Source organism: Corynebacterium sp. c7Ub_26 (assembly GCF_053760365.1).
The window spans coordinates 127,110-150,062 of record NZ_JBSNBL010000002.1 but is presented as its reverse complement, the minus strand read 5'-3'; the positions used below and the strand labels follow the sequence as shown (position 1 = coordinate 150,062).

Here is a 22,953-nt window from a genome sequence, read left to right as displayed (position 1 = left end):
CTGAACACGTTATCCATGACGTACTAGCCTTGTCATATGGATTATTTTTATGACACCGAATTTATTGAAGATGGTCAGACTATAGATCTCGTCTCTATTGGCATTGTTGCCAGTGACGGCCGTGAATATTACGCAGTATCTACCGACGCCGATCTCTCCCGCGCCAATCCGTGGGTGAAGAAGCACGTGTTGCCGCATCTCCCGAACCCGTCGTCGCCACTATGGAAAAACAGATCGACGATCCGGCGCGATTTAGAAGAGTTCTTTGGCGACGACGACCACGTTCGTTTGTGGGCGTGGGTGGGGGCGTATGACCACATCTGTTTGGTTCAGCTGTGGGGCATTATGCAGGACCTGCCGAGGAATATCCCCAGGTTCACCCGAGAGATGAAGCATGCGTGGGTCTTCGTCGGCAAGCCAGCTCTGCCTCCGGTCCCGGAAAACGCACATGATGCCTTAGCTGATGCGCGGCACAACGTCGCCAAGTTCAAAGTGTGTGCGCGGGTCTTTAAAGAAAAAACGGGAATGGAATTGAAGTAGGGGCAGGCATCAAGGGAGAGTCGTCACCATTCTGGGGTAACTCGCTGGCTTTTCAGTACATAACGCAAAGCTACGCTAGACTTTGCCCCTGTGAGCTGGACAATAGATTTACCGGTTAATGACCTCCCTGATTTACCGCCTCTACCTGGTGTTTTAGAAGAAAGATTCCAAGATGTGATCTCCCGCCCCGCCTTCCAACAACCCACCTGGAATGAGCGGGATGCCTCCAATGTGCGGAAGATTTTGGAGTCTGTACCCCCGATTGTCGTGGTTGCGGAAATTCGCAAACTTCAAGAGCAGATGCGACATGTTGCGCTCGGCGAAGCCTTCTTATTACAAGGTGGGGACTGCGCGGAGACATTCGAATCCAATACCGAACCGCACATTCGCGCCAATATAAAAACCCTGCTGCAAATGGCTGTTGTGTTGACCTACGGTGCGTCAATGCCAGTCGTCAAAATGGCGAGGATCGCGGGGCAATACGCTAAACCCCGCAGCTCTGATTACGACAGCCAGGGGCTGCTGAATTACCGAGGCGACTTAGTCAACGGCGTTGAAGCCACGGAAGAGGCGCGTCGTCACGACCCCGCTCGGATGGTTCGCGCCTACGCGAATGCCGCCGCCGCAATGAACCTCGTTCGGTCCTTGACGGCATCCGGGACTGCGGATTTGCACAAACTCCACGAATGGAACCGCGAATTCGTGCAGACCTCCCCGGCAGGTGCGCGCTATGAAGCCCTGGCATCAGAAATTGATCATGGCCTGCGCTTCATGGAGGCATGTAAGGTATCGGACTCGAACTTGCACACGGCCGATATCTACTGCTCCCACGAAGCCCTCGTCGTTGATTATGAGCGCGCCATGTTGCGCCTGGGCCAGGATCCAGCTGGAGAAACAGTCCTTTATGACCTCTCAGCACACGAAGTATGGATCGGTGAACGAACCCGGGGTATTGACGACTTCCACGTCAACCTCGCTGCCTTGATCTCCAACCCAGTGGGACTCAAGATTGGGCCCTCGACGACGCCTGAGGAAGCGGTCGCTTACGTAGAGAAGCTCGATCCGGATGTGGCGGACGACGCGCCGGGCCACGTGAAGGGATACAAGGGGCGGCCAGGCCGTCTTACTTTGGTGTCTCGGATGGGTTACGACCAGATCCGGACGGTGCTGCCACCGATCGTCGAGGCCGTGGAAGCCACTGGTCATAAAGTGATTTGGCAGTGTGACCCCATGCACGGCAATACATTCACGAGCTCAAACGGGTACAAGACGCGCGACTTCGACCGTGTTATCGACGAAGTTCAAGGATTCTTCGAGGTCCACCGGGCCATCGGTTCGCATCCCGGCGGAATCCACATTGAGCTCACCGGTGAGGATGTCACCGAGTGCGTGGGTGGCGCGCAAGACCTCACTGATGTGGACTTGCCTGGCCGCTATGCTTCGGCATGTGATCCACGGTTGAACACGCAGCAATCGTTGGAGCTAGCCTTCTTGGTTGCAGAGATGTTGCGTAATTAAGGCTCATTCGGTGGGGTGGTGCATACGACCGCCCCACCTTTTTTGGTCTACGTACTTACGACTAAATGGCGTAGGCCCACTGAGTCAGCATGTATTCGGACAGCCATACTCCGACCCAGACGATGACGACGGTGTAGGCCGTGGTCAGGATTGGCCATCGTCGAACCGTCGTCACGATCATGCAAATAGTGAGTAGCACGCCTGCCATGAGCAGTAGGCGCGGTCGCGAGTGGAAGTACCCCGACGACAGAATCACGTTGAGGCCCACCCCTGTGCCGCAGAGCCACATCATGAAGGGGAAACGCCTGATAATACCCACAATGATGAGGGTGAGTGTCCCCAGGATGGCTAGCGAACCCCACAGTGGGACAACACCCTCGAGGGCGAAAATCTGCCTCGGCAGATCGTGAAGTGTGGTCTTCCCGAAATCGAATTGCGTTCCCCAGCCGTCTTTTTGAACGGCAAAGTAGCCGCCGGCGTCCCGCGCAAGATGGTCTGCCCACAGCATATAAATGGCTCCGCCGAGGGGAGCGACGGCAACACAAATCCATGCGCGTACATTGCGACGATCATGCAGCAGAACCCCGATTGCGAATGCAATGGCAAGGTCATACCCGGTCATTCTGACAAGGCAGGCCATGAACACACCTGTCACAGCGAGAGAGAAATCCTTGTTCAAGTAGCCCAGGATAAACAGGAACGTGCAGAGCGCGAAGAGCGCCTCCGAGTACGCCATCATGTACGTCACTGACATCGGGAAACCAGCGAAGACCGCCACAGCGAGCACAACGGCAAGTAGTGAGCTGGTGAATTTACGGATGATAGCGGCGAGCAGGCATGTGGCAATGGCTCCGATGATGGCGTTCATCAGCAAGCCAGCCGCGGTCCAATCCAATCCGGTTATGGCATGGGTGGCTCGTAGTAACCACGGTGTTCCAGGAAGAAAAGCCACTGTGCGGAATTCGGGCGGATTCCCGTCGATCGCTTCGCCCCCGCGGTAACCGAATTCAGCAATTCTCGTGAACCATTGTGCATCCCACGATTGAATCTGGTCCGAGAAAGACGAATTAAAGAGCTTTGCATTGTAAGCCAATGCAATACCGACGATGGTCTGCACTAGGGCATAGACACCCACCGCGATCAGGCACACACCGGTGAGCTCGGAATTGAGAATACGCTGGCCAACACCCTGCCACGCGTGCGACCGCGATGACTTCTGCGATTCTCCTTCGTCGTCGGCCATGGCTTCTTCGTCCGTGGCTTCTTCGTCGTCGACCGGCGGTGTACCAGATTCTTCTCCGTCCACGTGCTGCGTCGTATCTGTAGCAGTGTCCGTATCTGCACTAATATCGGCACCGGTAGCGACAGCCGTCGACGTATCTGCGCTCACATTTTCATGAGCACTCTGCGCCGAGTCGTCGGACTCAATCTGGTTGGGTTTACGGGAAGTGATAACCAGCCGACGGAGGCGGTGTTTCGCGTGATAGCGCCTGGACATAGGCGTGCGTTCGATGGTGATGTTCCGCCACTGTCCGCGAGCGTACCGTCGGTGAATTATGTTCGAGATATCGCGGAGACGCACAAGACGGACCGAAGGCTCTTTAGCGAATCCAACCACCAACATGAGGAAAACCGCAATGATCAGCAGATTACGGACGACCAGAATCATGACCGAGGGGTTATCGTCGTTGCTGATTATCGAGTTATAGGCAACGGGATAAATCCACTGCGACAAACCACCGATGACCAGCATGAGACCACCAGCTATCCGCAGACTCCATGCTGATTGTTTGCTTGCCGACGCCGGACTGCCATGGACTGAGTCAAGGCACACGGCGAGGGGAGCGGCCCACCACAAAACGTATTGGGTGGACATCACCTTGTTTGAGATCAGCACGGCCCCGATGATGATCAGCGCCAACCATGCCGATCGCCGCGCCGACCAGCCATTGTCAGTGGTTTTCTCGATGACAAGCATGCGTTGTTGGGGCGGTGTCAATGCGCCGTCCGCGGCGCGCGGGAACATGCTTCGGAAACCGTTCGCTCCGATCAACGCGGCGACGCACAGGTATACACAGACGAGGACCATAATGACGGTCAGGATCGTCGAGAACGTCTCCCATCGAGACACCGAGGGACCGAACACTTCAAACGACTGCGATGCCGCGTATGAAATGCTCAGCGCGTCTTCGCCGTGGTGGGCAGCCCACATCACGCCAGTTGCGGGGATGGATTCAATCTGAAGACCGCGATCACCCTGGTAATTGAACACCGACGTGATGCGGTGGAAACCATGCCCCCACACGGACAAAGCTGCAATGACGACGCACGTGGTTGCGAATGACGCGATCCGTTGCCATGTCTGCCGGCTCTTCCACCAGCCGACGAGTGCCGTGCCGATGATGGCCGGCCACAGTTTGATCATGGCCGCACACCCTAAGAGGACGCCTGAGACCTTCGGGTGCCGAACAAGCGTGACCAGTGTGGCGGCCACGAGCACAGCGGGGACGATATCCCAGCGGGTCCACAGTAAAGGTCCGAAGAACAGCCCGAAGAGAACCCAGAATCCGGCACCCCACCAGCGTCGGCTGGCAGTAAGCCAGGCAAAAAACCCGACGTCAACGACTAATAACATCCAGATGGATACCGTGATCTTGTCGGCGGAGGAGAAGATCATGGTCAGCCACTTCAAGACGGTGACCATCCACATGACCGGTACGGGATACTCTTGCATGGCCCCAGAACCTGGGTCGTCGAGGCCTTTGAAGTAATAATCCACCGGGGTGTCGATCATCCAGTAGTCACCGATGTGGTGGTCGAGCCACCACATCACGGCCCGAGTTATCACAAATGCGGCAGTCAAGGCTCCATCAATGATGAGAGCTTTCCGGTCCCATTTCCGACGCGAGGTCTCGCCAGACTCCATTGTTGCTGTAACTCTCGCGTTGCCGTTAGCTGCCACTGTCTCCGAGACGGTGTCCGAGGAGGCACCGTCGTCGGCGTGTGATTCATCCGACGTTGAGTCGTTCACCGTTGCTTCACTCAACGGGGACGTGGGCGCTGCGGCCTCAGCAGGATCGGTCTGCGTCGACTGTGATGCCTGGTCTTCTTCGGAAGACGCGGAAAACTCAGAACGTGCCGACGTCGAAGCAGAGTCTAAATGGTGGGACACACGAAAGCCCTTTTCATGACAAGAAGCTATAACGCGCAGGCACGCGTTGTGCTGAGCTGAAGATGATCACGAGGACGTGGATATGGTACTCGAGAACAGGGACAAGCTCGAGCTCATCTGACTAGAGAGTCTTCACAGTTTTGACAGTGATCACCGAGTCACGTTCGGCAGAAAAACCGGGCAGGGGATTTTGAACCAGAACACGGTCATTGCTCTTCGCATCGCCAGCGTCGATCTTCAACCCAGCTTTTTCTGCCTTCGCACGAGCTTCCTTGACCGTAGAACCGATCAACTGTGGAACCGCAACATCAGGGGCAACAAAGAGGTTGACCGCCGAGCCCTCATTGACTTCCGTTCCTTCACCAGGATCGGTGCGAGTCACCTTGCCCCGCTGGCGGAGGTCGGTTGCCGAGTCGTCCGTCGAAACGTCACCGACATGAAGGCCGACCTTCTCTAGTTCATGCCGGGCATCATCTTCGGATTTTCCTGAGACATCGGGGACGGAAACAGGCTTAGGGCCTTTACTGACAGTGAGTGTGACTGAGGAACGCACACCGACCGTGCTCCCCGGAGCGGGGGAGACGGAAAGAAGTTGCCCCTCCGGGACGTCGGAAGAATAGTCGGACTTCGTTGTCTTCGTAGACAACGTCCGCTCAGAGAGAGTCCGTGTGTAGACCTCTACTGACCGGTCTGCTGGAATCTCCGGAACCGTCGGACGGCCTGCAGAGACGGTCAATGTCACGGTCGTTCCCTTTGTCACTCGCTTGCCGGCCTGGGGTGACGACGCCGCAACCGTCTTCGAGGGAACGGTATTGGAATATTCCGTCTTTTCAGTGACCTCAAAACCCGCCTCAGTGATGTCGTGATGGGCGGTTGAAACGTCAGACCCGGTCACCGGCGGAATCTCCCCGTACCGGCCGGAACCCAGCCACCATGCTCCGAGACTGACCGCGCCGACGAGGATAAGCGCGACAATGGTCCACAAAGCACAGCCGAGGCGTGAGTGATTTCCCACCTGTGGTTTGTCATTCACCACGGACGTGCGGTGACTAGCAGTTGACCCCGGAGCAGGTGTCGCGGTTCCTCCCGACGACGACGCCACATGGGAAGGTTCCGGTTCCGACGGCTGACGCTCCGGAAAATCAATCCGCGTGGAGGCCATATCACCGGTTGACCGGTTGGGCTTGTAATCGGGAAACAACACCGCCGTCGAGCCATCGGTGCCCGCATAACCATCGTGGTCAACCGTATTTTTCGGTGGAGCGGCATTTCCTACATTTCCGACGATGGCCGTTTCCCCCTCGTCGTCAGGCGTGCCCTGAGCAATATCCTGCCGCGCACCAGTATCCCCACCATCGGGTGTTTGCACTGATTCAGCCTCCCGAGCCGCATCCCGAGACCGATGCGACGCAGAATCAATCGGAACCGGAACACGGAACGAAGACAAAGGGAGCCGGAGTTCGTCGGCAACCTGCATAACTGCCGTGCGAAATTCCGACCCATTAGCAAAACGATCCTCAGGGTCTAGAGCAGTTGCCCGGGATATCAGCTGGTCAAACTCCGCCGGAACACCATCAATGGCCTTAGAGGCACGAGGCACAGGGTGATCAAGCCGCATATAGGCTGTGGCCAGCGACGTGTCGCCATGGAAAGGCGTCGTCCCCGTCAGAAGTTCGTAGAGGACAATACCCGCCGAATAGACATCGCTTCGGGCATCGACACTTCCGCCCCGCACTTGTTCCGGGGACAAGTAGGCAACAGTCCCCATCATCACCGACGTCGTCGTCAAGGAGGATTCAGCCGTCGCCCGAACCAGCCCAAAATCAGCCAGTTTTACCTGGTGATCGTCGCTAATCAAGATATTTTCGGGCTTCGCATCCCGGTGAATTAGCCCCGCAGAATGTGCTAATCCAAGGGCAGTTAGGACCGGTTCCATGACAGCTGTCGCCGCATGAGGGGGCATCGGGCCACGCTCACGTAAGAGTTCACGCAATGTCCCACCGTCGACCAACTCCATGGCAAGGAACACACTCGTGCCATCATCACCCTGGTCAAACACATTAACGAGCGATGGATGGGACAACCGCGCCGCAGCCCGCGCTTCTCGCTCGAACCGGGTGCGGAACTGATCATTGTGAGCAAAACGATCGTCAAGAATTTTGAGCGCCACTGGTCGATCGAGACGTTCATCAACGCCCCGATAAATCGCGGCCATCCCGCCACGAGCGATAAGTGATTGCACGCGATAACGGCGGTCAACCAGATCTCCATGGCTCAATGTAGGCACGTGGTCGTTATCCTCTCTTAGCCCGTTGTGTCGGCCCGATGCTTTCCACTCACCAAATTACTAGGGATTGTCAGCTACGGTATAAACCGTGAAGAAAAACTCAAGAACTCCCGATGTCCTATCCGCCAGCGAAATCGTCCTCCCTATCGCAGAGGTTGCGGACTATCTCCACCAGCCCGTCAGCCGGGTTCGGGATCTTATTAATAAAGGCCAGCTTATCGCGATTGACCGCGATCACCAGCGGCAAATTCCAGCACGCTTCTTCAACGGGCTGAACGACGAAGGCCGCCCCGAGCCCGGTGAGCGCGTGACCATCAATAAACACGTCCCCGGTCTCATTGCCCTCATGTCCGACGGCGGATACTCCAATGACGAGATACTGAACTACCTGTTTACCGACGACGAAACCCTGCCAGGGCGCCCCATCGACGCACTCCATGGTCACCTAGCTCGCGAGGTCATGCGTCGTGCCCAAGCGATGGGATTTTGATTCGTCCCCTCGGAACACGGCGAAATACAGAACGAAGGCGACCGTTATCACGATCCACATCCAGGACCATCTGTACAACCAATTGTTGCCAGACCCTGTGAACGATCCCGCCACGATGAGCGAGGCAATAACAGTGAAGTGCGTAACCCGTGGTGATGGCCGGAAAGTACCGACGAGAACGACGCCAGCAGCGTAATACCACGGCAGCGTAACGGCATTAAAGATGCACGTAATTAAGTACGCCCATGCTGCGCCCTCAATGGCCCGGCGCGGAGTCTGGCGGAATCGCCACCAGACCACGACCAGGAGGACAACCATGATGATCATCGAGATACTCCGGTAGATCGACAGCACCGAGTTGAAGGTCGCGCCGGAGAAGAACGAGGCTGCGAAAGCGGCCGTGAACTGGGCCAGGAAGCTGGGGAGCGCTAAGAGGTTGATGACCTTCGTATTTCCGCTGAGCTGAGACACCCAGCCCCACGAGGTCCCCGACGCATAGGTGATGGCGGTCAACACCGTGCATACAATCAGGACAGTCGTGATCCCGTAGAACACGAATGCGGGAACGGCTTTTTTCAGTGGCGTCAATGTTCCTCGGGGGTCGTGGAGTGACCATGTGGAGGGGGCGATTCCTCGTTGCCGCATCGCGATCCAGATGAGGAAGGGGAGGGTCACGAGGGCCGTCGCTTTCAGGGAAAAACCGATGCCAATGAACAGCGCACCCCACAGTGGGTGGCGTCGTAAAGCCAGAACCAGCCCAAGGCAGGAAAAGGCAACCATGACTGATTCATTGTGCATGCCTCCCACCAGATGGAGGAACACAACAGGGTTGGCAACACCGAGCCAGAGGGCCACCGCGGGATTCCCACCGATATGCCGGGTAATGGATACCACTGCCCATGCAATAGCGGCATATCCTGCGACGGAGATGAACTTGTAGAGAAAAACGCCGATGGTGATATTGGATCCAACTAGGGTTGTTATTCCGTCGCCGATCCATAAATGAAGTGGCCCGTATGGTGTGGTGGTGTTTCTCCAATCTGGGCTGACTTCCAGCAGCATCGGCCCAGGATTGACGGCAGCCCCATCCTTGTAGGGATCAAACCCATCGCGGACCATTGACCCCTGGACCAGGTAGGAATAGACATCGCGTGAGTACATCGGGGACGCGAAAAGGAGCGGAACTATCCACCCCACTAGCGTCTTTACCGATTCACGGATGGGGGTGTTGTCGTGATAGACAATACGACCCCACAGGCACCAGCAGTACAGTAGCAGCCCCAACGCGACCCAGGACAAGATGAAGCCGATGTTCTTGACATGGCCATACATGATCCAGTCCAGATTGAGCATCCGGACGATTCCCCCGCGGGTGCGCTGAGCCCCGGAACTCCATGACGACACCATCAGAAGTATCGACGCGACCGTCCCCAACCACAGTGGTCGACGCAGTGGGTTCGTGCGTGAAGGGGTGCTCATGGATGATCACCTCGCGTTATTCGAGCAGCTGCAAGCGCTCCTGAGAGGATAACAGTGGGGACCCCAACGCCAGGTGTCGTACTTGAACCAGCGTGAATCAGGTTAGAAAACGAACGTACGGGGAAGTTGCGGAACCGAAACGGCCCCGTCTGTCGGAAAAGATGAGCGGGGGCAAAAGGAGTTCCTGCGCCCATCCCGAGTGCAGACCATGTTTCGGGTGTATCCACTTTCCCGACGGCGAATGACTCACGGATGCCCTCGAACCCGCGGTCTTCCAGGACGGATAGGAGATCCTCTTGATAGGAGGCAGCCAATGACGACCAGTCGATGTGGGCTGATTCAGTGTTGGGGCACGGTGCCAAAACACTGACCGGTTCAATAGGAACATGAGGCGACGTCGTCGACGTCGATACTAAATCCGGTGCTGAACAGGCAGGACGAGTAACCAAGAGCGACGGATCGGACATGAGGCGGCCACGACCGTGAGGAGCCGTGATCTCCGAAAATGTACGATCCCACTCCTTCCCGAAAGAGATGGTGTGGTGCCCACCAGGCCAGTGGCGTGCGACCTGACGAGGGATGGCGCCGTGCATCACGAATGCGGAGGGAGACCACCTCATAGTCCGACGGCCCCGTCGGCCCGAGATGGTATCGAGCTCAGGGATGTCACATGTCGTAATAACGACGTCGGTAGGCAACGTGCCCTGAGTTGTCTCGACCGCATGAATTCTGTCGGAATGAGGTGTGGAGGATCCGGCTCCGTGAGAGGCGTGGCTCAATGAAGTGACCCGTGTGTTGAGCATGAGCTCACCGCCGGACTGCTTGAGTGCCGCTGCGAGAATGTCGCATAGGGCGCCGACCCCGGAACCATGTGGCCCACGAGTCGGATAGAAGACCCCCATCCCGGTATCCATATGGGAAATCGTTGCGTACACAGCACGAGCCTTCTTGGGCGGAACCCCCGCGTACAGAGCCTGAAATGAGAACACCTTCCGAAGTTCATCATCAGAGAGGTAGCGCTCTGCTGCCCGGCCCAAGGAGCCGAAGCCACCACGACGCGCAACTCGCGCCAAACTCTGCGTCGATTCGCGGGTGCGAACAAGGTCCCACACTGAATCAAAATCGGCGTTCATCAAGTGCGAAAAGCACGCGTCGAACATTGACTGCGCCCACAGGCGATAACCCCGCACACCCGTAACACGGGATTCAGTGAACTCATCGCGGTTCGCATTGCTGCTGCGGTGGGGTACGTCGTCAAACTTCTCTCGGGCAAACCGACGGATCTCATCGTCCAGCCGGCTATCGCTCCCGGCAGCTGCCTCCTGAGCGTCCTCCTCACCAACTCCGTCAGCGAAGACGTCGAGATGTCGGCCCGACGAAAACAATGCATGATACGCCGGAGACAAACGCTGATATGAAAAATCAGGCGCGAGGTCACCCGTCGATAGCCCCACAGATGCCAGAATCTCATCAACGAGCCGCGGCATCGTCACCACCGTCGCTCCCGTATCGACGCGGACATCTCCCAGGGGAGTAGAGACCGTCTCGGTTGCAGCGCGTCCGCCCACGTGGTCCTCTCTCTCCACCACCGTTACTGAACGCCCGGAGCCAGCCAGCAACACCGCCGCAGCCAGTCCAGACAACCCAGCCCCCACCACAACTACACGGTCGGTTCGGCCTGATACCGCGCGCCGGGGCGTCGACAAGTAATGAGAAAGAAAAGATGTGCTCATCGACGGCGCTCCGTCGAGAAAATAGCCATCGACCTCAATGCGCGGTGTGCGTCGTCAGATATGCGCGCGTCGGCGAGCGCGTGGACGGCGGATGTCACTAAGCTATCGATCTGCTTTTCAACGCGGTCATAGGCGCCGGATTTTTTGATAATCGCGCGTAAATGATCAACGTCCCGCTCACTTAAGGGCTGGCCCAAACTAGATTCCACTGTCTCGCGATCCGACTCCGAGACATTGTCCAGCGTGAGAGCCAGTAAGGTGGTGCGCTTTCCTTCGCGCAGGTCATCTCCGGAAGGTTTCCCAGTGACCTCAGGATCGCCGAAAACACCCAGCTGGTCATCGCGTAACTGGAACGCCACACCGATGTCACGTCCAAAAGTGCGCAGCGCTGTCGCCGTGTCCTGCGGTGCTCCCGCCAGAGCGGCTCCAATATGGAGTGGACGCTCCACGGTGTATGCCGCCGTCTTATATCGGTTGACCCGCTCTGCTGTACGCAACGAACCGTCCCCCTGAGCCTCAGCAGTGACATCCATGATTTGTCCACAAACCACTTCCGTGCGCATGTCTTGCCAGGGCTGCCACGCACGATCGCGCTGGGTGGGAGGTAATGCAGCCTCCATGAACATGTCATCTGCCCAGCTCAGGGCTAGATCGCCGATGAGAATCGCGACCGCATTCCCGTAGTTTTCTCCTCGACCATGCCACGCGTGGGCTGAATGTGACTGCTTGAAGTGCTCGTGAACGGTGGGCATTCCGCGTCGTGTTGCCGATGAATCGATGATGTCGTCGTGGATCAGAGCACAGGACTGCAAGAGCTCCAACGAGGAGACCGCATGCAGGACGGCGTCAGCATCCGGATGATCTGCTGCGTCCGAGAACGTCAAGTGCAAGGATCCCATCCACCCCAACCAGGCAAATGTTGGCCGGATCCGTTTGCCGCCGTTGATCGTAAAATCGGTGAGGGCGGTCATTGCTTCGTCTGCCACGGGGGAAATGGCTTTCATGGCTGACTGACGCGCCATGAAGAACTCATTAAGGTGCGCGACGACACAGCGGGGTACGTCGTCAACAGAACGCGGCATAGATGGTGTAGCACCTATTTGATCAGTCACGATAGCGAACTCACTCACGATTCACGTATGGGATATGGGCGGTTGAGGAGCATAAAGGTAAAACTACACGACACCATGGACGCGCCGAGCTAACCCGGTTGATCACCATGACCAACACCGTGGATCCAACACCGACGTATTTGTCGCGCCATTACCTGACAGTTTTACTGGTTGTCGCACCTTTCTTTTTCTAAGATACCTATTTATGTCCTCGCCCAACTCGGCGCATACGCCCACGAATCGTCCACCTCGGCCTATTTATCAACAAGTCCCGATTTCCCAGGCTATTTCCTTGCCGACGCCGGGCCCTGTGCCGTTTTCCGTGGAATTTATGCCCCCGCGTGATGACGCTGCGGAACGTCGTCTCAATGATGCCGCGGCGACATTCCACGATCTTGGTGCGAGCTTTGTGTCGGTGACCTACGGAGCAGGTGGTTCGAGCCGTAGCCGTACTATTCGGATCGGTCAGGAGCTGGCACATACTCCCCTAACGACGCTCGTTCATTTGACGTTGGTGCAGCACACGGTGGATGAGTTGAAGGAGATTATCGCAAGCTATCAGGAATGCGGACTAACGAATATTTTGGCGTTGCGCGGAGATCCGCCAGGAGATCCCACGGGTGAATGGGTCCTCACGCCGGGTGGTTTGGAATATACCATCGACCTGATCAAGCTCATTCAAGAGTGCGATACACAGCGGCAATTTGAGATTGGTATCGCGTCGTTTCCTGATAAGCACTATCGTGCCACCGATCTGGATTCGGACACCGCCTATACGATTGCGAAACTTCGGGCCGGCGCGAGCTATTCCATTACTCAAATGTTCTTTGATGTCGAGTATTACCTGCGTCTTCGGGATCGACTCGCTGCGGCGGATCCGGTTCACGGTGCTAAACCGGTGATTCCTGGGCTCATGCCGATCACCTCGCTGAAGTCTCTTCGCAGGCAGCGTGAATTGGCGGGGTGCCGTGTTCCGGCAGATCTTGAGGAACGGCTGGAAAAAGCTACTGCCACTGGTGATCCTTCTGATCCGCGCGTCCGCCAGGAAATTCGGAAGATCGGGATTGCTCATACGACGGCGATGGCGGAGCGTCTGATTAGTGAAGGTGCGCCTGACCTGCACTTTATGACGTTGAACTTTGCGCGTGCGACGCAGGAAGTGCTGCACAATTTAGGGATGGCTCCGGCGTGGGGGACTGATCACGGTCATGATGCGGTTCGATGACCTCTACAGTGCGTTGTTAAATCAGTGATGAGTTGTCCCCAAGGGGTAGCCGGCTGCCAAGGATTGCAAACGGACGCGGATCACCGGGGAAGTGCATATTCCGAACGACGTCGGTGAATCCTAGTCGTCGGTAGAGGTGGAATGCGCGGTTGTTTTCACTGGTGACTTCGGGGGTGGACAGGAGCAGCCGCTGGCTCGTGAGGCTGTCCGCAAAGATAGTCAACAATCGTCGGCCAATATTGTTACCTTGCCACGACGGGTCCACGTGAATTTCGGTGAGTTCCGTGTAGTTGTCCAGGAGCTGAATGCGTAGAGACGGCGGAACTCCGGCAACCATGAGAGCTGCTTTGACCTGCGTATTCCACCATTGTCCGTTGCCGCCCCGATAACCGTAGATAAAACCACGGATAGGCTGTGTGGGATCTTTAGGATTTGGTTCCTCTCCTGCGGGATGCTCGATAGCAGCCACGGAGTGGAAGCCAAGATATCGCGAGTGTGTGTTCCATGCCGATTGTCGCGCGCCCGAGATAGTGGAGCTGTAGCCCATCGCACGGATATAAATAGAGACCATTTCGGGGACTCGTCGACGAAATTGCGCTGCGGTCAACGTCGTGAAAGTGATGGGCATTCTTTAATGAAACCATGCGCGAACCGGGGTGGGGGAGTTAACCGGGAGAAGCGGGGAGTTACCTGCTGTCGATTTCGAATGTATGTGCGAATTTTCTAGTTTTGTTCGACTCTTATGTCCGCACCTCTTCGTAGTGTGTCAAGTGTCAACAAGGAAATAGGCGCTCGAAAAAGACATCGCTGGGTAGCGACGCTGTTCGGTAACTGCAGTGCTTGCTCGAAAGTGTAGAGACGACGGCTCCAAGGAGTGGATGATGATGAACGCGGCAACGGTAAGTTTTCTCAGGAAAGCGGATGCATTACTGGCTAACAAGACTGACGACGTCAGCCAGGATGAATTGGAACGACGCTTGCTGGACTCTTATTACGCAGCGCTCCGACTCGCTGGAGCTGTTATTGAAGATGCTATCGCGAGCCGTAAAAGGAAGCCCAAGGGTGATGCGTGGACTCTGCTTGCACGTTATGGCGGACAGCTGAGCCCGTGGGCAGATGTCTTCCGAAAGTATTCGCCTATCAAGGAACGAGTCCGGTTGGGATTATCCCCCTCCCTGACGGTTGCTTATATCGAGCATTTTGAGCAGCTCGTCTTGGATTTCCGCGCTGCTGTGAATGATCGGTATGCATGGATACCGGCTGCAGCTTAAAGCCTGGAGGGCTTAACGAAGTTGACTCAAAAGGGGTGTGGGTAGCGCCTTCCGGGGATTGAAAATGACGGCATTCATTGTTGCGTGCACCGGGGTGGAGAAATGGGGGTACATGGTGGTTACAATGAGGTTATAAACGGAACTGTTTTGGCACCTGTTGCGTTATGCCAGGTAGAAAACGGTACTTTCATGGAAGATGGAGGAGTTGTGGCCCTCTCAGAGCAAGAGCAGCGTGTCCTCGACGAAATCGAGAATGCTCTGTATCAGGAAGACCCAGACTTTGGTAAAAACGTCGGGTCAATCCAGCGTGGTGGCGCCTTCGTCAAAGTCGTTGCTCTGCTGGTCCTTGGCCTCGTCTTACTTGTAGGCGGAATAGCTCTATCGCAAGCGAGCCTGTGGTTTGTTGTGATGTCGGTTGCCGGGTTCTTGGTGATGTTCGCCGCCGGCGTGATCGGATTACGTGGTGACCGCTCGTCGAAACTCACAGTGGGGGATCGTTCCGACAAAACGGCGAAGAAGCAGCGGAAAGCTCGTAAGTCGTCTTTGAGTAGCCGACCGGGCGGCATGGAAGAGAATTTCCGTCGACGTTTCGAGCGCTAAAACTCATTGTGATTCCCATATGTGAACTGAGTTTTGCGTATGGGGGTCGAAGCTTCGGCGCAAGGCTTCCCATACAACGTAAAACTGTCTAACAAGACACTGCAGCCCTGGTGGTGAGTGTACAAGCTCACCACCAGGGCTTTTTCGTATGTTCGGGTAATACGACAGAAAGTGTATTCGAGCCCGGTGATTTCTGGCCTGTGATCTAGGCAGAAATGAAAAATATGTGCCCGGCAACCATATATCCGCCTCTTTTGACCAGAAATACACGGTGCTGCACCCGACCTGTGTTACGAGGCAATGATGTCGTGGTTCCCTGTTCAAGAATCGACCACGCCATCACCTGGTGGTGATGCGCACGCGAAACCACCAGTGACTACCGGCAGCTTATCGAGCCGATCCTCCTATCCGACGGTGTGCTCTGTCTTGAGCAGATCACATCCACCACCAACAGTTTTGTCGTATAACCCGTATGTTCGGTTCAGTAATTAGAATTCCCCCACTTTGCCCCACTCTGGCTCGCTGATTCTCAGCTTTTCGCTAAAAATGTCGTTATTTCTCTGACTGATGGGGAATGAATGGACTTATGTGCTGGAAGTGGCACGACTCAGGTATGTTTTTCGGCTGCACATTGCGTGCGGTCGGCGCGGGTGTGCCCTCGTCGGGGTTGAATGGCGACTCCCTGCGAAGAGGTTTGATCGACGTTCCTAGCGTCGGCTGTTATACCAATCTATCACGGGTTTATGCACGTCAACGGAGTAAAATAGCGTAGTATCAACAGTGCGGCTCGTGATTGGGTCGTGTTGTCATAATGAAAAAAAGCTAAAGATTTGCTGAAAGCGTCGTGCCAATGGTGCGTTGTGGGGCAGAGTGGGTTAAAGTGGGTGCCATTGGCGGACAAGGTAAGTCCGTCGCACTAATTCTGTAGATGACTGTCGTTGTTGGCGGCCGGCGCTGATAACGACATGGCACTCGACTGGATGTGGATCGTCGATGTTGAGGGAAGGAGTCCGAAGGTCATGTTCTTCGGTACTTTCACCCCCAAGATGGACGACAAAGGACGCTTGACTCTTCCGGCCAAGTTTCGTGATGAGTTAGCAGACGGCTTGATGGTGACGAAAGGCCAAGACCATTCACTAGCCATCTACCCGCGGGACGTGTTCCTCGAACGCGCTCGTAAAGCTGCTGCTGCATCTCGAACGAACCCGGAGGCTCGCGCATTTGTGCGTAACTTAGCGGCCAGCGCGGATGAACAATCTGTTGATGGTCATGGGCGAATAACGATTTCGCCTGATCATCGTCGCTACGCAGGGTTAAGCAAAGAATGCGTCGTGATTGGTTCTGTTGACTTCGTCGAAATCTGGAATGCGGAGTCGTGGAATCGGTACCAAGCCGAACATGAAGAAAGCTACGCCAACGGTGGCGACGCTGCCTTCATGGACTTCCTCTAAGGACTCCTTGAGTTCACCACCCACATGGTCGACCGTCGCAATGATCTACAGCGAGTGTAAGGAATGTGTGCAGGCCTCTGCCCGTTTAGATCCTGATGTACTTCCCCAACACCAGGCACTGAGCGGGTAGGGCCCTGTTTACATTCCTCTCCATCACCACGACCACCCAATATTCTGACCGCGACGATGAAAGAGGGGACAATGGCCGACCGCCACACTGGTACGCATGGTCACGTTCCCGTCATGCTGGAACGCATGGTTGAGCTGATAGCTCCCACGGTCACAGAACCATCAGAGAAGTCGGCACCATCCGTCATTCTCGACGGCACCCTCGGAGCTGGCGGGCACACCGAATCTTTCCTGGAGCGTTTCCCGTCGGCAATGGTCATCGGGGTTGACCGAGACAAGAAGGAACTATCCCGAACCACTGAGCGGCTGTCTCGATTCCAGGGCCGGTTCTACCCAGTGCATGCCCGTTTCGACAACTTCGATGAGGCATTAGACGATGCTCATCACCCAGTTGTCGACGCTTTTCACGCTCACGGTCTTAGCGCCGGTTTCTTTGATCTTGGGGTGTCGTCGATGCAACTAGATCAGGTGGACCGGGGTTTTACCTACCGCGACGACGGTCCGCTGGACATGCGGATGGATACGTCGACGGGCAAAACCGCTGCCGATGTCCTTAATACGTATAGCCACGGCGAGCTGGCTCGCATCTTAAAAACATATGGCGATGAACGCTTTGCTGGGCCTCTTGCTCGCGCCATTGTTCGTGAACGTGAGAAGGAACCCTGGACCACGTCGCAGCGGTTAGTGGAACTGATCTACGCAACAATTCCGGCGTCGGCCCGCCGTCATGGGGGCCATCCGGCGAAGAGGACCTTTCAAGCTTTGCGCGTTGAGGTCAATGCTGAGCTGGATGCTTTGCGTCGCGTCATTCCGAAAGTCTGCTCCTACCTCCACCTTGGTGGACGGGCAGTGTTCATGAGCTACCAAAGCCTTGAAGACAAAATTGTAAAGAGGGAACTGGCGGAGCTGACAGAATCGAAGACCCCTCCGGGACTTCCTATCGATCTGCCCAACAGTGCCCCCGATTTTCACTTGGTAACGCGGGGTTCGGAAAAGGCCGATGAGCAGGAGAATGATAAGAATCCGCGCGCACATTCGGTCCGCGTCCGTGCCGTAGAGAGAACGGGCTACTCGCACTCGAGCCCGCCGCCGGGCAGTACTCCAGCGAGGGCTTCGGGATCATCCACCACATATTCAGCTCGACCAGAATTCCGGCACGAGGCCCGCCTAATGGGAAGAGAACAGCTGGTCTCTTCCGCACAACAGAGCATTTCACACCGCGAAGACGTCGAAGGAGAACAATGACTACCTTGACAGGGGCTGGAACAGCAGCTCGACGGGCAAGCCACGATCATGACGTCGATACCGCGGGGCGTGCCTCTACGGCGATGTTGACGCGGACCACCTCACGTGACCGACGAGCAGAAACGCCGGTTCGGTCGCGTCGGGAAGGAAATAGCCTCCGCTCCTCGAGTACGTCCGTAGCACGGAAAAAGAGGACGAGCGCCGCGAAGAGAATGGGATCTCGTCAGGTCATTTCCGTCCGAGGCCGACGCGTCGTTTCCGAAGAACGACGAGTCAAGAGGACCACGATCCAGTTCATCGTCGTATGTATCTTGTTTATCGGCGTCGGCGTGGGTGTCACGATGTACCTTTCCGGAGTGACGACGCAGCAGTCGTTCGCCATTCAGAAAGCGAAAGACCAGAAGACAACTCTGGATAACGAGTTGGAAGGACTGCATCGCGACGTCAAGAACGCGAGCTCGGACTCAGAAGTCGCCAAGAAGGCCTCGGAGGACGGCATGGTTGTTCCTGATCAGCCGGGGATTATGACCGTCAATCCCGACGGTTCCGTGGTTGAGAATAGAGCCGCCGATCCCTCAAAGACTCATGAGATTCACGACATTAATAGCGGTGCGGATCCCAAGGCGAAGGCCTCGTCGGATCCCGAGAAAACGAAAAATACGTCAAGGTCTGCTACGTCTTCTTCCTCGTCAGGCCGTGACAACAATCGACCAGCGCAATTGGCTCCGTACCAGGACAATACGGCTGGGGCAGTAGCGGCGCGGGGCGATAACCAGGCTGCTAGTCAGGGTGAAGGACTTGATCGCGAAGCCCCATTGCCTGCAGGCCAGGCGGAAGGCGCCAACCCTGCGCCGGAAGCTGCACCGGCTGGCGAGGCTGCCGCGCCGACTCCCTAGGACTGTCCGGACATGATCTGATCTGTGGATCGTCGCAGGTCAGACTGGGCGGTGTGAGGTGAACCGGATGTGTCAGGTTGCTTGTGTACTATTTTGCGAGGGCTCCGGATGCGAGTGCGGAACATCGCCCACCTTGAGGTGGCGGCAGTAATCTGTAGAAAGTATGTGGTGATCAGGTAAATGAGGCATGAGAAGGGGGACCGGAGAATCCATGAGTAACAGTTCATCTCGTCGGCCCCGGAATCCCAGAACAGGGAGCTCTCCTGATGCACCGCTACGTAACAGCATGGCGGGGACATCGTTAATAACAGGCGCCAAGGCAGCCATGCGGCGCCTCAATCTTCTTCGGGCGATCATTATCGCTTTACTGATCGTCCTTATTTTGCGGCTTGTATGGGTCCAGCTCATCATCGGACCGAACTTGTCGTCGCAGGCCCAAGAACAGCGTCGGGTAAAAATCGCCGAACCGGCCCGACGAGGGACTATCACCGACACCAATGGTGAGGATCTTGCCTACACCATGGAATCGTCACTGCTGTCCGTGCATCCGAATGAACTGCGCAGCTTCATGGAGAAGCGGCATGAGATTAACCCCGATAGTTACCCAGATCCTGACCAGCGGATGAAGGATATTGCCGACGATCTTCCTCGGATGATTGGTGACGACGGCAAAGCGGATGATGTGAAGTCGGAGGATATTGAGAAGAAATTAACCTCCGATGATGATTATTCCGTTCTGGTCCGCAACGTGGATCCTGATAAAGCGGAAAAAATCGTTAAGAAGTATCCAGAGATCACTGCGGAGCGACAAGACGTCCGCCAGTACCCGAATGGCGCTATCGGCGAAAATGTTCTCGGCAAGATAAGCCAGGACGGATCGGGACAGTTCGGGTTAGAGCTCTCGCAGGACTCTGACCTCCAGGGGACGAACGGGAGTTACACCGTCGATATAGCCGCCCAAGGGATGGCAATCCCTGGTTCTCGTCGCGATGAACACCCGGCGATTGATGGCGATAGCTATCAGCTGACCTTGGATAACGACATGCAGACTTTCGTGCAGCAGAGTCTGGAACAAGCCAAGGCCAATTCCGGTGCAGAGGACGCTAGTGCGGTGGTGCTCGACGCCAAGTCAGGCCACGTATTGTCCATGGCTACGACGGGAACGATTGACCCGAACGGCGACATCGAGAAGCAGCTGAAAGAAGGCAAGCAGTTTGGTGATCGGACGATAAGCAATCCCTTCGAACCGGGATCGGTCGGCAAGGTCATCACCGCCGCCGCGTCGATCGAGGATAAAAAAACCACGCCCGACGAAGTACTGCAGGTGCCAGGCTCAATTAACGATTCCGGCGTCACTGTCAAGGATGCGTGGGATCACGGCGTCACTCCGTACACCACGACAGGTATTTTCAGCAAGTCGTCGAACGTCGGAACTTTGATGCTTGCGCAGCGGGTCGGGCCAGATTCGTTTAATAATTACCTGAATAAATTCGGGATTGGACAGGCAACGGGAGTCGAACTGCCCAACGAGACCAGCGGATTTCTGCCTCCGCGCTCCCAGTGGGCCGCCGGTACATTTGCGAACCTCCCCATCGGCCAGGGCTTTTCAACATCCCTCCTTCAGATGGCGAGCATCTACCAAACCATCGCCAATGACGGGGTGCGCATAGAACCCCGAATCGTGAAGAGCATTAAAGACCCCGACGGAAAAGAAGTATCCACTGACGCTCCCGCCGAAACGCGGGTGGTGAGTGCCCAGACGGCACGAACGGTCCGCAACATGTTCCGCGGGGTTGTCCAGAAGGACAGCGGAAACCAGCAGGGGACAGGACCCGGCGCGGCCATCGATGGGTATCAAATTGCAGGTAAGACCGGAACGGCCCAACAGGTTGACCCGGACACCGGTGCATATTCCAATTCGAAGTACTGGATCACATTCGCCGGGATTGCCCCGGCCGACGACCCACGCTTCGTCGTTGCCATCATGCTGAATAACCCGGCCCGTGGCGTTCATGGTGAAGGTGGTCAGTCGGCAGCGCCGCTGTTCCACGACATCGCATCGTGGGCGCTTAACCGCTACAACGTTCCGCCGTCGAAAGAACCAGGTGACACCCTCTTGTTGCAGGCAGGGTAGCTCAAGATTTCTACTGTCGGAAACATCGTTTATCGCGTTATCCTTCGCCGTCTAGATCGTGATCAAGGAGATTGTCATGGCAACGCTGCAAGAACTTGCGGAAATATCGGGTGGCCGCCTCATTCGAGCTGATGACCCGGACCTCGTCGTCACGGATATTGGGCTTAATGCTCAAGCTTTGCCAGAGGGTGGGCTCTTTGCCGGAGTACCTGGACTCCATGTCCATGGCGCACAATTTGCGGACTCCTCATCAGCAGCAGCAGTCTTGACTGATCACGATGGGGTAGAAAAGGTCACGCGTGAGGACCTGCCGATTATCGTCGTTGATGATGTTCGCGCCGTGCTCGGGGCGGTGTCGTCGGCTGTTTATGATCATCCTTCCCGCGACTTGACGGTGATCGGTATTACCGGGACAGCAGGTAAGACCACGACGAGTTATATGGTCGAAGCTGCCCTCCTTCATCACGGCATTTCAACCGGGCTGATCGGTACCACGGGTACCAGGATTAATGGGGAGAAGGTTCCTTCGACTCTCACCACCCCCGAAGCTCCTAATCTTCAAGCACTTTTCGCGATGATGAAAAAGCGAGGCGTGACGCACGTGGTCATGGAGGTTTCCAGTCACGCGATTGCGTTGGGTCGTGTTTTGGGAACCCATTTCTCCGTCGCGGGATTTACTAATTTGTCCCAGGATCACCTCGATTTCCACCCCACGATGGAGGATTATTTCCAGACCAAGGCTCGGCTCTTCAAGGAGGATTCGCCTCTGCATGCGGAGACCGCCGTCGTATGTATTGATGATGCGTGGGGGCAGAGATTAGCGACGATGCTGCCTCATCCTTTCACAGTGTCGACGGAAGCTGCGTCGAAACATGACGCATCGCTTCAGCCGGATGTGTGGGCTGGGCCTTCCTCCGTCATGGATAACGGTGTGCAGACCGCCGAGCTGTATGGCTTCGGCGCGAATGAGATGACGTTACATATACCGATGCCCGGCCGTTTTAACGTCGCTAATGCGATGTTGGCGATGGGGCTTCTCGTGAAGACCGGGATGAAAGCCGAGGACGCCATTGAAGGGCTCTCGACGGTGACCGTGCCCGGCCGATTAGAACGTATTGATTGTGGCCAGGATTATATGGCCGTCGTGGATTACGCCCATAAGCCGGGGGCGATTGCGGCCGTCTTGGATACGCTTCGTGCACATGTGCGGGGCCGGATTGCCATTGTCGTGGGGGCCGGCGGAGATCGGGATCATTCGAAACGCCCCATCATGGGACGTGAAGCAGCGCTACGTAGCGATCTAGTTATTGTCACCGATGATAATCCGCGTAGTGAAGATCCAGCTTCCATACGGCAACAAGTCGTGGCAGGGGCGCAGGAAGTTGCTGACCATGCAAGTGTTGACCGTGCGGACGAACCTCACAATAAAGTAAAAACAGAGGGTTCGGAGCATCGGCCTACCATCCGTGAGATCGGTGATCGCAGAGAAGCGATCCGTGCAGCGATCCAATGGGCCCAGCCCGGTGACGCAGTTATTGTCTCAGGTAAAGGGCATGAAACTGGTCAGCTGATTGGTGATACAACTCATCCATTTGACGATCGGGTCGAAACGCGGCGAAGCATCGACGATAAACTCAATAGCTCGGTGGAGAAATAAAAGTAGTTATGTGC

Annotated in this window: 17 protein-coding genes; 11 read left to right on the top strand and 6 right to left on the bottom strand. The window is 56.2% G+C overall.

From position 1 onward, the window contains the following. The first annotated feature begins 36 nt into the window (after positions 1-36). On the top strand, positions 37-540 hold the full coding sequence (locus tag ACWORE_RS04005) for a polyadenylate-specific 3'-exoribonuclease AS (RefSeq protein ID WP_012731372.1): 504 nt from the start codon (positions 37-39) through the stop codon (positions 538-540). 90 nt (positions 541-630) lie between these two features. Continuing rightward, complete coding sequence (locus ACWORE_RS04000) at positions 631-2,058, top strand: class II 3-deoxy-7-phosphoheptulonate synthase (protein ID WP_455302737.1); 1,428 nt, start codon at positions 631-633, stop codon at positions 2,056-2,058. A gap of 61 nt (positions 2,059-2,119) precedes the next feature. On the opposite strand, the gene ACWORE_RS03995 is transcribed toward ACWORE_RS04000, so the two are convergent. Both ACWORE_RS03995 and ACWORE_RS03990 read right to left on the bottom strand, forming a co-directional pair. After that, positions 2,120-5,230, bottom strand: coding sequence for a glycosyltransferase 87 family protein (locus tag ACWORE_RS03995; RefSeq protein WP_455302735.1), 3,111 nt, complete (start codon positions 5,228-5,230; stop codon positions 2,120-2,122). Positions 5,231-5,351: 121 nt separating this feature from the next. Further along, entirely contained in the window at positions 5,352-7,517 is a 2,166-nt protein-coding gene (locus tag ACWORE_RS03990) for a protein kinase domain-containing protein (RefSeq protein ID WP_455302733.1), read from the bottom strand. Positions 7,518-7,605: 88 nt separating this feature from the next. On the opposite strand from ACWORE_RS03990, the gene ACWORE_RS03985 reads away from it, so the two are divergent. Then, entirely contained in the window at positions 7,606-8,007 is a 402-nt protein-coding gene (locus ACWORE_RS03985; protein ID WP_455302731.1) for an Rv2175c family DNA-binding protein, read from the top strand. Here ACWORE_RS03985 and ACWORE_RS03980 read toward each other — a convergent pair. From ACWORE_RS03980 to ACWORE_RS03970, 3 genes are read right to left on the bottom strand one after another with little or no spacing between them, the layout of a single operon-like run. Next, positions 7,963-9,486, bottom strand: a complete 1,524-nt coding sequence (locus ACWORE_RS03980; RefSeq protein ID WP_455302729.1) for an alpha-(1->6)-mannopyranosyltransferase A — start codon at positions 9,484-9,486, stop codon at positions 7,963-7,965. The two genes, ACWORE_RS03985 and ACWORE_RS03980, sit on opposite strands and share 45 nt — an antisense overlap. Next, positions 9,483-11,219 (bottom strand): phytoene desaturase family protein, encoded by a 1,737-nt coding sequence (gene crtI / locus ACWORE_RS03975; RefSeq protein ID WP_406605872.1) that lies wholly within the window; start codon positions 11,217-11,219, stop codon positions 9,483-9,485. Before crtI ends, ACWORE_RS03980 begins: the two co-directional genes overlap by 4 nt. Further along, the gene (locus ACWORE_RS03970) at positions 11,216-12,301 is read right to left on the bottom strand and encodes a polyprenyl synthetase family protein (protein WP_455302727.1); all 1,086 of its coding nucleotides are present in this window, start codon (positions 12,299-12,301) and stop codon (positions 11,216-11,218) included. Before ACWORE_RS03970 ends, crtI begins: the two co-directional genes overlap by 4 nt. A 235-nt stretch (positions 12,302-12,536) precedes the next feature. Here ACWORE_RS03970 and ACWORE_RS03965 point away from each other — a divergent pair, with 235 nt between their 5' ends. Then, positions 12,537-13,556, top strand: a complete 1,020-nt coding sequence (locus ACWORE_RS03965) for a methylenetetrahydrofolate reductase (RefSeq protein ID WP_455302725.1) — start codon at positions 12,537-12,539, stop codon at positions 13,554-13,556. Between the two features lie 16 nt (positions 13,557-13,572). On the opposite strand, the gene ACWORE_RS03960 is transcribed toward ACWORE_RS03965, so the two are convergent. After that, positions 13,573-14,184 (bottom strand): GNAT family N-acetyltransferase, encoded by a 612-nt coding sequence (locus ACWORE_RS03960; protein ID WP_012731380.1) that lies wholly within the window; start codon positions 14,182-14,184, stop codon positions 13,573-13,575. Between the two features lie 250 nt (positions 14,185-14,434). Between ACWORE_RS03960 and ACWORE_RS03955 the strand changes: the two genes are divergently transcribed. From ACWORE_RS03955 to ACWORE_RS03925, 7 genes are all read left to right on the top strand, one after another. Continuing rightward, positions 14,435-14,827, top strand: a complete 393-nt coding sequence (locus ACWORE_RS03955) for an SAV_6107 family HEPN domain-containing protein (protein WP_296138192.1) — start codon at positions 14,435-14,437, stop codon at positions 14,825-14,827. A 207-nt stretch (positions 14,828-15,034) separates the two neighbouring features. Further along, positions 15,035-15,427, top strand: coding sequence for a DUF3040 domain-containing protein (locus tag ACWORE_RS03950; RefSeq protein WP_406606045.1), 393 nt, complete (start codon positions 15,035-15,037; stop codon positions 15,425-15,427). A 1,019-nt stretch (positions 15,428-16,446) separates the two neighbouring features. After that, positions 16,447-16,878: a division/cell wall cluster transcriptional repressor MraZ gene (gene mraZ, locus ACWORE_RS03945; protein ID WP_455303113.1), complete on the top strand. Its 432-nt coding sequence runs from the start codon at positions 16,447-16,449 to the stop codon at positions 16,876-16,878. Between the two features lie 201 nt (positions 16,879-17,079). Beyond that, complete coding sequence (rsmH, locus tag ACWORE_RS03940) at positions 17,080-18,252, top strand: 16S rRNA (cytosine(1402)-N(4))-methyltransferase RsmH (protein ID WP_455302722.1); 1,173 nt, start codon at positions 17,080-17,082, stop codon at positions 18,250-18,252. Further along, positions 18,249-19,148, top strand: coding sequence for a hypothetical protein (locus ACWORE_RS03935; protein ID WP_455302720.1), 900 nt, complete (start codon positions 18,249-18,251; stop codon positions 19,146-19,148). Before rsmH ends, ACWORE_RS03935 begins: the two co-directional genes overlap by 4 nt. Before the next feature lie 211 nt (positions 19,149-19,359). Then, the gene (locus ACWORE_RS03930; protein WP_455302718.1) at positions 19,360-21,282 is read left to right on the top strand and encodes a peptidoglycan D,D-transpeptidase FtsI family protein; all 1,923 of its coding nucleotides are present in this window, start codon (positions 19,360-19,362) and stop codon (positions 21,280-21,282) included. A gap of 76 nt (positions 21,283-21,358) precedes the next feature. Beyond that, positions 21,359-22,939, top strand: a complete 1,581-nt coding sequence (locus tag ACWORE_RS03925; protein ID WP_455302716.1) for a UDP-N-acetylmuramoyl-L-alanyl-D-glutamate--2,6-diaminopimelate ligase — start codon at positions 21,359-21,361, stop codon at positions 22,937-22,939. Positions 22,940-22,953 lie beyond the last annotated feature (14 nt).

What these genes read in the sequence shown, in the direction of transcription:
- ACWORE_RS03955 (WP_296138192.1), top strand. Translation starts at nt 14,435, where the DNA reads ATGATGATGAACGCGGCAACGGTAAGTTTTCTCAGGAAAGCGGATGCA.
- ACWORE_RS03925 (WP_455302716.1), top strand. Translation starts at nt 21,359, where the DNA reads ATGGCAACGCTGCAAGAACTTGCGGAAATATCGGGTGGCCGCCTCATT.
- ACWORE_RS04005 (WP_012731372.1), top strand. Translation starts at nt 37, where the DNA reads ATGGATTATTTTTATGACACCGAATTTATTGAAGATGGTCAGACTATA.
- ACWORE_RS03965 (WP_455302725.1), top strand. Translation starts at nt 12,537, where the DNA reads ATGTCCTCGCCCAACTCGGCGCATACGCCCACGAATCGTCCACCTCGG.
- ACWORE_RS03980 (WP_455302729.1), bottom strand. Translation starts at nt 9,486, where the DNA reads ATGAGCACCCCTTCACGCACGAACCCACTGCGTCGACCACTGTGGTTG.
- ACWORE_RS03960 (WP_012731380.1), bottom strand. Translation starts at nt 14,184, where the DNA reads ATGCCCATCACTTTCACGACGTTGACCGCAGCGCAATTTCGTCGACGA.
- ACWORE_RS03935 (WP_455302720.1), top strand. Translation starts at nt 18,249, where the DNA reads ATGACTACCTTGACAGGGGCTGGAACAGCAGCTCGACGGGCAAGCCAC.
- crtI (WP_406605872.1), bottom strand. Translation starts at nt 11,219, where the DNA reads ATGAGCACATCTTTTCTTTCTCATTACTTGTCGACGCCCCGGCGCGCG.
- ACWORE_RS03930 (WP_455302718.1), top strand. Translation starts at nt 19,360, where the DNA reads ATGAGTAACAGTTCATCTCGTCGGCCCCGGAATCCCAGAACAGGGAGC.
- mraZ (WP_455303113.1), top strand. Translation starts at nt 16,447, where the DNA reads ATGTTCTTCGGTACTTTCACCCCCAAGATGGACGACAAAGGACGCTTG.
- ACWORE_RS03970 (WP_455302727.1), bottom strand. Translation starts at nt 12,301, where the DNA reads ATGCCGCGTTCTGTTGACGACGTACCCCGCTGTGTCGTCGCGCACCTT.
- rsmH (WP_455302722.1), top strand. Translation starts at nt 17,080, where the DNA reads ATGGCCGACCGCCACACTGGTACGCATGGTCACGTTCCCGTCATGCTG.